General features: G+C 41.0%; 8 protein-coding genes. 2 read left to right on the forward strand and 6 right to left on the reverse strand.

Annotated features, from left to right (window positions below):
* Window positions 1-303: 303 nt before the first annotated feature.
* The 6 genes from K1X82_13315 to K1X82_13340 form a co-directional block, all read right to left on the reverse strand.
* Complete coding sequence (locus tag K1X82_13315; GenBank protein MBX7183085.1) at window positions 304-705, reverse strand: hypothetical protein; 402 nt, start codon at window positions 703-705, stop codon at window positions 304-306.
* 5 nt (window positions 706-710) lie between these two features.
* A complete protein-coding gene (locus K1X82_13320; protein MBX7183086.1) occupies window positions 711-1,430 on the reverse strand; it encodes a PorT family protein in 720 nt (239 codons plus the stop codon).
* A gap of 96 nt (window positions 1,431-1,526) precedes the next feature.
* Window positions 1,527-2,786 (reverse strand): rod shape-determining protein RodA, encoded by a 1,260-nt coding sequence (rodA, locus tag K1X82_13325; protein ID MBX7183087.1) that lies wholly within the window; start codon window positions 2,784-2,786, stop codon window positions 1,527-1,529.
* Window positions 2,783-4,882, reverse strand: coding sequence for a penicillin-binding protein 2 (gene mrdA / locus K1X82_13330; GenBank protein ID MBX7183088.1), 2,100 nt, complete (start codon window positions 4,880-4,882; stop codon window positions 2,783-2,785). Before mrdA ends, rodA begins: the two co-directional genes overlap by 4 nt.
* 207 nt (window positions 4,883-5,089) lie before the next feature.
* Window positions 5,090-5,545: a hypothetical protein gene (locus K1X82_13335; GenBank protein ID MBX7183089.1), complete on the reverse strand. Its 456-nt coding sequence runs from the start codon at window positions 5,543-5,545 to the stop codon at window positions 5,090-5,092.
* Window positions 5,546-5,797: 252 nt separating this feature from the next.
* Window positions 5,798-8,119: a UvrD-helicase domain-containing protein gene (locus K1X82_13340; GenBank protein ID MBX7183090.1), complete on the reverse strand. Its 2,322-nt coding sequence runs from the start codon at window positions 8,117-8,119 to the stop codon at window positions 5,798-5,800.
* A 107-nt stretch (window positions 8,120-8,226) separates the two neighbouring features.
* Between K1X82_13340 and K1X82_13345 the strand changes: the two genes are divergently transcribed.
* Together K1X82_13345 and rraA are read left to right on the forward strand one after the other, a co-directional pair.
* On the forward strand, window positions 8,227-9,714 hold the full coding sequence (locus K1X82_13345; protein MBX7183091.1) for a glycoside hydrolase family 5 protein: 1,488 nt from the start codon (window positions 8,227-8,229) through the stop codon (window positions 9,712-9,714).
* 3 nt (window positions 9,715-9,717) lie between these two features.
* Entirely contained in the window at window positions 9,718-10,200 is a 483-nt protein-coding gene (rraA, locus tag K1X82_13350) for a ribonuclease E activity regulator RraA (GenBank protein ID MBX7183092.1), read from the forward strand.
* Window positions 10,201-10,771: the final 571 nt, after the last annotated feature.

Consider the following 10,771-nt stretch of genomic DNA (forward strand, 5'->3'; position numbering starts at 1 on the left):
AAAATTGGTCTAATATGCTGTATCCCAGGATTTACCAATCCGGAATTATAAATAATAATGGATATAGTAGATACAGTAAACCGTTGGATTAGAAATAATACTTTGAGGTTGCACCCTCGGGCAACGATAGAGGCAAGTAGCTCCAAGCCAACGCAGCGATTTAGCGGAGTGGGCTTGGACTACAGCCGATAGCGTGACCCGAACGCCCATGCAAGTTGGTTGGATCTTAGCAAAAAGCTAGTTGGGGCGGAGGGGGCCCGCCAAGTAAAAAAGCTTAAAAATTAAGGAATTACCCTGCCGAAATTAATCTACCTTCTGTAGTTGCTCCAAAGGAATATTTAATACCTCACTGTATTGCTGAAGCGTTGCCTTACCCAATTCCTGAAAGGCCTTGGGCGAAAACAAATGCTCCTTTACCCTGGCTTTGGAAATACCCATGTAATCGGATAACAAAGTCTCATCCATCATAGCTTTGTAGGCATGGTAACTGAGAGGACTCCAAATTCCGGCAATTACATTTTTCCGCGCCAGTTCTACCTGCTCATTTACCTCATCCCAAGCTTGGTTGAGAACCACGGTTTCGGGCTCCCAACCAACACTTTGAACTTCTACATAATTCCCTTCTTCGTCGAGGGCATATTTTAAGGTTTTGAATTTACCTTCAAACAAGCCTCCATCGTCTTGTGGAACTTCGTTTTCTTTCATGCTAACTAGTAGGTAATTGCAATGCCTATAGAAAGTGGCTGAGAATTAGGTTGTCCTTTAGAAACTTTGGTTTCATTAAACATTCCTTGCAAGGAATAAAAGCCATAGATGTTAAACATTCCATAACCAATTCGGGCAGTTAAGCCATAACGCCAAGGAGAAATATTATCGATGTTATACGTTTTAACCTTGATTTTATCGTCGATAGCCGTTGATAAATCGTCGCCTTTGTATTTGGTATGACTTTGAACCAGGTAACCGGCTTTGAAACCCAAAGCAATTTTAAAGCTTTGATTTTTAGTATTTGGGCGGGTACGAAAGCGAACTTCGAACGGAACCTCGATGTAATTTAGAGAAAATTTATTTCTGGAAATACTAACGGTATCGGGAAGTTTGAAAAAGAAATTGCTTCCAACAGCATCGGTACCAATGGCCGAACGAGAATGGATGTTGAAAGAAGAAAATCCGGCACCAATGGCCAAGCTGAAAGGAGAGCGACCCAAGGGGCGATCCCAAAATGCAGCAGCAGTTACACCACCTGAACGAAAAGGAGAAACCTTAATTCCGGCTCCTGAATTGACAAGGAAATTGAAATCATAGGCTATAAAAACCCGCTCCTTTGCCGAAGGTTTCGGTTTCTTTTTGGGAGCTACAGTTGAATCAGGAGTAGCGATAGTAAAAAGGGAATACGTAATTCCTAAAGTTAAAAGAAGAATTTTTTTCATAGATAAAAAGTTAGCAAATGTAAAATTTTTGGTGGGCCATTGGCAGGAATCGTGCCAAATATTCTAAATGAGAGGTTTCAACCATCCTTTTTATTTTTACCTTAGAATTTGTAAACGGTAGGCATCCAGTTTTATCAAAATGAACAAAAGAATGGTAAATGACCATAGTGAAGAACCTCCATAACTGAAAAATGGCAAGGGAATACCAATTACAGGAAGCAATCCAATAGTCATTCCGATATTAATTGAAAAATGGAACAGCAAAATGGAAGCTACACCATAACCATAAATTCGGGTAAACGGCGAACGCTGTCGTTCGGCTACAAACACCACTCGGAGAAACAGTACCAGGAAAAGTATAATTACCACAATACTTCCCAAAAAGCCCCACTCTTCGCCTACGGTACAAAATATGAAATCGGTACTTTGCTCGGGCACAAAATCATATTTGGTTTGAGTACCCTGCAAAAATCCCTTTCCTATCAGTCCACCCGAACCAATAGCAATTTTGCTCTGATTAACATTGTAACCTGCTCCTTTATTATCGGTTCTTTTGCCCAATAAAATCTCAATACGTTCTTTTTGGTGGGGTTGTAATTTATCAAAAGCCACATTTACACTCATCACCATCGCAGCCATAATCAAGGCAAACGCCCCAACAACCAACATATTTTGCCAATTTTTAGGAATTAGAATTAGCAATAAGCCAACAATAATTCCTATACCTATTAAGATATATTCCTTTGGAAATAATAAACTTAATATGGCCAAAACTCCGGCCCCTGCACCAAATAAAAGGATGTTTCCGGATAATCCTTCCCGGTACAAAACAAAAATAAAGGCAGTAAAAACCAAAGCCGAACCGGTGTCGTTTTGTAATAATATTAAGATAAATGGAGTAAAAATGATGAGACCGGCTTTTAATTTGGTCTCAAAGTCTTCCATTTTAATGTTCAACTGACTTAAATACTTAGCCAAGGCTAAATTGGCTGCAAACTTGGCAAACTCGGCAGCCTGAATTTGAAATCCTCCAATTTCAATCCAGGCTTTTTGGCCATTAATATCTCTGGCCAAACCTATGGTGGCCAATAACAACACCATCACTACAATGTATATGGGCCAACTAAATGCTGCATAAAACTTTCCATCAATAACCATTACCATCAGGGCAAGGAAAAAAGAGGAAACTATCCAGATCATTTGCTTACCATAATTCTGACTTATGTCAAAAATATTGCGGTGTTCTTCATTGAAAACTGCTGCATAAATATTCATCCAGCCCAACAAAACCAGAACCACATAAAGTCCCACCAACCAAGGGTCAATTCCTTCTAAGATATGCCGTTGCTTTCTCATAGTTCCCTTTGTTTTGCTTGTTTACGCTGTCTTTTCATCGGAGCCGGCCCCGAATTCTTTTTGGGCTTTTTAGGCTGTTCCTTTTCTATTACCGGATGGTCTTGCTTCTCCGCTTCTTTCAAGGCTCTGCTTAGCTTAAGTGCATTTTTACGTTGCTCCCGTTTCTTTTCTTCCTCCAGCAATTGTTTCTTAATCTGGTCTTCCCTTTCCTTACGCTTGATTGAATCTTGTAAACGTTCTATTTTCTTCTGCTTGATGCTGTCAGCTTGGAACACCGTCATTCGGTATTTCAATGAATCCGGAAGTAGGTTTGCTTTCAATAAAAACTCCTCTGCTTCCGGACGAGTGATACTGTCCTTCAAGTACTTTTCCATCATCAACGAAGCAATGGGAGCGGCATAGGTAGCTCCAAAACCTGAATTCTCCACCATAACGGCAATGGCAATTTTGGGATCGTCCTTTGGCGCAAAACCAACAAATAAACTATGGTCTTTCCCGTGTGGATTTTGAGCAGTACCCGTTTTACCGCACATAATGATACCCGGAATTTTTGAACGGGCTGCAGTTCCGGCTTCCACCACCATTTGCATGCCTTCAATCACTTCTCTGAAATAGGCTGTGTCAATATTGGTTTGGTTGCGATTGGTAAATTTCGTAAAAGGTTTACCATCAATGGCTTTCACAATGTGAGGCGAAACATAGTATCCTTTATTAGCTACAATGGCAGTCATATTAGCCATTTGCAAAGGTGTTGCTCCCAATTCGCCTTGTCCGATAGATAAACTGATAACGGTTAAAGATTTCCAACGGTTTTTGCCATGGTACTTGTCGTAATAGTCGCCTGTTGGAACTATCCCCTTTAATTCATTCGGCAAATCGGTATTAAATTTCTTCCCAAATCCAAAACTCAACACATGGTTACGCCACATATCATAACCTTCCCGGGTGGTTTTGCGGCTATCAATTATGGACCTAAAAACCTGACAATAATACGCATTGCAACTGTACTGGATACTTTGCCTTAAATTCAACGGACTGGAATGGGGGTGACAACCAATGTGCAAAGAGCCGTAGCTAATCCCTTTAGAACAACTGTAACTGGTGCTTGGAAAAGTTACCTTCTCCTGCTGTCCAATTAAGGCATTGGCAATTTTAAAGGTTGAACCGGGCGGATACATCGCCATCAAAGCCCTGTTAAAAAGGGGTTTTAACGGGTTTAAGGCTAAACTTCGGTAGTTTTTACTTCTTACCCTACCCACCAGTTTATTGGGGTCGTAAGCCGGAGAAGAAACAATGGCCAAAATTTCCCCGGTTTTAGGTTCAATAGCCACCACACTCCCAATTTTATTCTGCATCAACTTTTCACCGTACTTCTGCAATTCCAAATCCAAGGTGGAAGTTAACCTGGCACCAGCTCTTCCAATCGTGTCAAACTGACCTCCCATGTAGCTTCCTTTCTCCCTCCCGTGCACGTCTACCATCACCACCCTCACCCCCTTTTGCCCACGTAAATACTCTTCATAACTTTTCTCCATCCCACTCATCCCAATGTAATCGCCTTGTTTGTAGTATGGATTTTCCTTCACCATTTTCTCATTTACCTCACCTACATAACCCAAAATATGGGCGGCTGCCCGGTCCTTGTATTTTCGAAGGGTACGGGTCTGACAATAAAATCCGGAGAATTTATACAACTTCTCTTGCAAAACAGCATACGTTTCTTTATCAATTTGTGCTTCGAAAATGCTGGGCTTGTACTTGGAATAGGCCTTTACTTTTACCATTCGCTCCAAAAACTCGTCCTTGGAAATGTCCAAAATATTGCACAAATCCAAGGTGTCGATTCCTTTCACCTGCCTGGGAACAACCATTAAATCATAAGCCGCTTCGTTGGTTACCATTTGCCTTCCTTTTCGATCGTAAATTATCCCCCGTGCCGGAAATTCCGTAACATAACGCAACACATTGTTGTTGGCACTCAGCTTATAACTGTCATCAATAACCTGGATATAAAACAAACGGGCAATGTAAACCAACCCCACCAACAAACAAATGCTGATGAACACGTATTGTCGTTCAAAACTACGCTGATCCAGAAACTAAAATTTTTACGAAATTCATAAAGCAAGGCCTCCAAAGGAAAGGAATAGTAAAAACTTTTGAACCTTGAATTTTTAATAGCTTTTCCAAAGGTTCAAAAACTCTAAAAAATGACCTCTACTTCTTTCCTGATCCCGACCCTTTTCAAAAAAAAAGCCCGAAAAAGGATTTACCTTCTTCGGGCTAATTCAATCGGAAAAAAACTACTTGATTTTGATAGTAGTTTTACGTTCTTCTTCGTAATTCATCAGGTTAGGATTCAACAAAATTGCATCCTTCATTTCCTGCAACAAAGTAATATCTTCCAAACTTGGTTTACGAATCGATTTAAATTTAGCCGGATATCCGCTTACATTTACTTCAATAATTTTTTTGCCGTAAATAATCTCATACACCGGATGAATAATAACATCGGCTCCCGACGATTTCATGGCATCATTTAAAGCGGCCTCTTTCACCACTTTTTCGCTAGCCTTCATTCGCGCCGACCCGGTAGCTTTTTTTGTTAAATCAACCTCTAAATCAGCTAACATTGGCCATTGCGAAATTGCAGTTTGACTAACGTGTTGGTGATATGCCGTTAGCACTTTAACCTTGGAGCAAGAGCTAATAGCGAATAGGGAAATCCCACATACAATTAGTAAATATCTAGTTTTCATTGTTAATTATTATGCAGCAAATGTATTGTTTCTCTCTATAATAACTAGTGAAAACCATCAAATAATTATACTTATTTTATTTAGGCGGGCCCCTTTTCGCCTACAAAATTTACTGCAACTTTCAAGCTGTCTGCCAGGCGAAAAGGTCACGCTATCGCCCATAATCCTCGCCAACCTCCGCTAAACGCTGCGGTTGGCTGTGGGTTATTTGGCTCTATCGTTGCCCGGACTAAACCCCAACCAATTGCAACTTTACCCTACTATTTTTAGCCGGGCAAACTTTAGCAAAATTTGTTTCTGCCCTGAACTGGGGAAAAAGATGGTTGCTTTTCTGCTATCTCCACTTCCTTCCAATTGCATCACCTTGCCTTGTCCAAACTTTTCATGAATTACCTCTACCCCGGGCTGTATAGCTTGGTTGTCCTGAGAATAATTAACCGAACTGGGCACTGAAGGTTCCAAGCGTTTTAATCCGCTTGGAATAGGTGGTGGAGTATAAGCCGGACGTTCAGGCTTTTTGGATAGATTACCGGTCCAGAAATTGCTTTTGGGTTGAAATGAAACCGGAGAATCTGCCAGTCCTCGATTAGGGGCCTGCCTGGGCATATCCAGGTATTCAGGCTCAATTTCTTCAATAAACCGGCTAGGCTCGCTACCGGTTAAACTTCCATATTTATACCGGGTTGTAGCATAGCTCAAAAACGCCTGTTTTTCTGCACGGGTTAAGGCCACATAAAACAAGCGTCTCTCTTCTTCCAATTCGGCTCTCGAGTTTAACGAAAGCTGAGAAGGAAACAAATTCTCTTCCATTCCAACAATAAATACATACGGAAACTCTAAGCCTTTAGCCGCATGAATGGTCATTAAACTCACTTTGTCGGCCTCTTTCTCTTCATCTTCCTCGTCGGCATCGGTTAACAAGGCAATATCGGCCATAAACGACTCTAAACTATTGGCTACGGTAATTTCGTTGGAATCCAAGGGTAATTCGATGGATTTTTCGGTAAACTCCTTCATACCGTTTAACAATTCCTGGATATTGTCGTAACGGCTAACACCTTCTGGGGTTTTATCCATATACAACTCCCGCAACAAGCCACAACTGGTAGCAATATGACTGCCTAATTCATAAGCATTTCGGTCTCCGGCCATGGCCTGAAAACTCTTGATCATGGTAATAAAATCGCCAACTTTTCCGGTAGATGCACCAATATCAATCTGACGACCTGCAATGTATTCACCAATTTGCCAAAGGGTCATATCATTGTCTTTAGCTAAAACAACCATTTTTTCAATGCTTGTTTTACCAATTCCCCGAACCGGATAGTTGATTACCCGCTTCAATGCTTCTTCGTCGTGGGGATTAATCACCAACCTGAAATAGGCCAATAAATCCTTAATCTCGCGGCGTTTATAGAATGACAATCCTCCGAAAATACGGTAAGGAATATTTAATTTCCTTAAAGCCTCCTCCATTGCCCTGGATTGGGCATTGGTACGGTATAAAATGGCAAAATCGCCGTTCCGCGCCTGTTGTACATTTTTTACTTCAAAAACCTGATTAGCAACCAAAACCCCTTCTTCATTGTCGGTCATGGCTCGCATTACCCTAATTCGATTTCCTTGCAAGTTATCCGTCCAAACATTCTTCTTAAGCTGATCCCGGTTTTTTGAAATTACACTGTTAGCTGCTTTTACAATGGTTTGGGTGCTGCGGTAGTTTTGTTCCAACTTAAACACTTTCAAATCCGGATAATCCTTTTCGAAGTTGAGAATGTTCTGAATGTTGGCACCACGAAAAGCATAAATACTTTGGGCATCATCACCTACCACACAAATGTTCTCATACATGGAAGCCAATTTCTTCACAATAACATATTGAGAAAAGTTGGTATCCTGATACTCATCCACCATGATGTATTTGAACTTATGCTGGTACCTGTTTAACACCTCCGGAAAATCTCTTAGCAATAAATTGGTATTGAACAATAAATCGTCGAAATCCATCGCCGCAGCTTTGAAACAACGTTTACTATACTCCAGATAAATTTCCCCGATTTTGGGCTTGGCACTCATTCGGTCTTCCGCCATTACTTCATCGTTAGCCAAATAAGCCATTGGAGAAATTAGGTTGTTCTTAGCACCACTAATTCGGTTTAACACCAAGGATGTTTTATAGGTTTTATCATCCAATCCAAATTCTTTAATAATGGTTGATAACAAGCTTTTGGTATCATCCGTATCATAAATGGTAAAATTGGAGGGGTAACCCAATCGATGTGCTTCTAACCTTAGAATTTTGGCAAAGATGGAGTGAAAAGTGCCCATCCAGAGATTTTTTGCCTCCGGTCCAACCATGTCTTCAATCCGCTTTTTCATTTCACGGGCAGCCTTGTTGGTAAAGGTCAAGGCCAAAATATTAAAGGAATCTACACCTTGGGCCAACAAATGGGCAATGCGAAAAGTAAGTACGCGGGTTTTCCCTGAACCGGCACCGGCAATAATCATAACCGGACCATCGGTTTGTAGCACCGCTGAACGCTGACTGGGGTTCAATCCATCCAAATAATCCATATCTGCAAAGGTAAATTTTGGATTTCCTAAAATTCAACTTCTTTAAAAAATATATCCACCATTTCAATTCATCCAACAATTCAATACTTTAGACCCCATCTAATCAAATGAAAAAATTCCTTTCTATTTCTTTTCTGATGACCCTTGTTGTACTGCAATCCTGTAAAAAGGAAGCAGTTGAACAAACAACTACCTCCAAACTACTGCATGCCACCCGGGGCAACAATCCGGGAATGTACGATGCCCAGGGTCGTTTTATGGTGTTAAGAGGTGTTAACTACAATGTGCTTGGCGATTATTGGCAGGCCAATCCTGCTGTACCTACCACCAAATCCTATCAGGTTTCAGACCTGGAAATGATGGCATCCTATGGTTTTAACTGTGTTCGCCTGCTTTTTAGCTGGAGCAAACTGGAACCTCAACCCGGTGTTTACGACCAGGCTTACATTCAATCCATCCAAACCATTATCGAAGATGCCGCGAAACTGGATATGTATGTGATGCTGGATATGCACCAGGACGCTTGGGGAAAATACATTGCCACTCCCATCGATTCGGCCTGTGCATTTCCTAATAAAGGATGGGATGGAGCACCACAATGGGCTACTTTAACCGATGGGGCTTCTTATTGTACAGTGAATGGCTCCCGAGAATCGGCACCCGCAGTTTACCACGCCTTCCAAAACTTTTGGGACAATACCAACGGCATTCAAACCAACTGTATCAATGCCTGGAAACACCTGGTTCAGGCCACTTGCACCTACGAAAATGTTCTAGGTTATGATTTATTCAACGAGCCTAGTTTAGGATACAAAGACCCCGAGTCGGAGCAATTGGATAAGTTCACCAACTTTTATAGAGACCTTACCAATGCCATTCGTTCTGTGGAAGGCGCCAATCAGCATATCATTTTTATGGAGAATGCCATCCAATACAAAGGCAATGGCTATATCGGTTTACCCGACCCGGGTTTTACCAACGACCAAAACTTAGTTGCAGCCCCTCACCATTATTTCGAATCGATCGGGAATCTTCCCTTTACCATTGAACAAGGATACGCTATGCTGCAAACCGTTGTACAAGACTTCCAAACTACGCTGTTCATAGGTGAATGGGGCTATTTTGGTAACCCTTCAGACGATGCGTCAAAAGTTAAACGCTTTTGCGCAGTGGAAGATGCCAACTTTGGATCTTCCACCTGGTGGCAATGGGCACAGAGTCCGGGCGATCCCCACTCCATGAGCTATGATGGACTTTCATTTACCAACCCTTCCATGCACCTGATTGAATTAGATCAAACAGCAAGCTTTACCGGAAACAAAAATGATATTTTTCTAAAAATACTGGCCAGGCCACACCCAATTGCCATTGTAGGTAAGCCGGTTTCGTTGGATTCGGATTCTGATACCGGTTTAATGAACCTAAGTGCAGAAGCAAACAACGAAGGAATAACCACCTTGTGGATTCCGGGAGTTTACGGCAGTCCTAAAATTTCCGGTGAAAATGTATTGTCACATGAATTAAAAACCGTTCCGGGTGGATACATTGCCTCGGTTCAGGTAAAAGGAAATTATACCATTCACGTCAACTATTAAACCATGAACACACCAACTGCCGATTTATATGATGCACACTTCCCTAAGGTTCAGGCACTTGACTACCTGGGGTGGAAAGATTATGGAGCCAAAACACATTTTAAAGGAAAAGTGAAAACACTCAAATGCTTTGAAGACAATTCATTGGTTAGAAAAGTGTTGGAAGAAAACGGACAAGGAAAGGTTTTGGTTATTGACGGTGGCGGATCTGTTAAACATGCGTTGCTAGGTGATATGCTAGGAGAATTGGCAGTTAAAAATGGATGGGAAGGTGTTATCATTCATGGCATGGTAAGAGATTCGGCTGCCCTAAAAAAACTCAATCTAGGTATTAAAGCCTTGGGAACAGTTCCGGCCAAAACAGAAAAAAACAACCAAGGTTTAATTGATGTAACCCTACGCTTTGCATCCGTTAGTATGGAAAGTGGTGATTTTGTTTATGCCGATGAGGATGGCATCTTACTTTCTAAAACTGAACTAGAATAATTAAATACTTTCCCGGAAGGTTAAAGTGGAATGGAGGGGTTTCGCCGAAAAGTAAACTCCTCGAATAACCGGCTAAAACCCGGAATAGCAAATCCGCTCGACTTTCAACAAGGTTTGCTTCAACCGGGGATAGATCAAATTTATTATCCCAAAATTGTCAATAGAAATTTTAAACTACGTTTCGAGACAAGTGTTAGTAAGGCTTTCAAGTAATTTTTACCGAGAGAACATTATGTAATATCAATTTATATATTAGTTTTCTTATGTAAAATTGTTATAACATAATGTATCCTCGGCATATTCCTAAGTTTGAAAGAAAACCTAACTAACACTAGCTCGGGATTAACCCAAATCATCCCACATCCCATCGCGCTTGTCATTTGTTCACTTCGTTTCAAATGACAATTTTGGGTTTATTTCAGAATAAAGGATGGGGTTGCACCCCGGGCAACGATAGTTTGTCTAAAAAGCCCTCCTTTTTGTAACTTACTGATTGTTAATAACTTACCCGATAATAAATTCACAATACATTGATTTTCAGTATATTTATGCATGAAATTTATTCAACGTT

This window comes from Bacteroidia bacterium, from assembly GCA_019695265.1.
GTDB lineage: Bacteria > Bacteroidota > Bacteroidia > JAIBAJ01 > JAIBAJ01 > JAIBAJ01.

What these genes read in the sequence shown, in the direction of transcription:
- K1X82_13315 (MBX7183085.1), bottom strand. Translation starts at nt 705, where the DNA reads ATGAAAGAAAACGAAGTTCCACAAGACGATGGAGGCTTGTTTGAAGGT.
- rraA (MBX7183092.1), top strand. Translation starts at nt 9,718, where the DNA reads ATGAACACACCAACTGCCGATTTATATGATGCACACTTCCCTAAGGTT.
- K1X82_13320 (MBX7183086.1), bottom strand. Translation starts at nt 1,430, where the DNA reads ATGAAAAAAATTCTTCTTTTAACTTTAGGAATTACGTATTCCCTTTTT.
- K1X82_13340 (MBX7183090.1), bottom strand. Translation starts at nt 8,119, where the DNA reads ATGGATTATTTGGATGGATTGAACCCCAGTCAGCGTTCAGCGGTGCTA.
- rodA (MBX7183087.1), bottom strand. Translation starts at nt 2,786, where the DNA reads ATGAGAAAGCAACGGCATATCTTAGAAGGAATTGACCCTTGGTTGGTG.
- K1X82_13345 (MBX7183091.1), top strand. Translation starts at nt 8,227, where the DNA reads ATGAAAAAATTCCTTTCTATTTCTTTTCTGATGACCCTTGTTGTACTG.
- K1X82_13335 (MBX7183089.1), bottom strand. Translation starts at nt 5,545, where the DNA reads ATGAAAACTAGATATTTACTAATTGTATGTGGGATTTCCCTATTCGCT.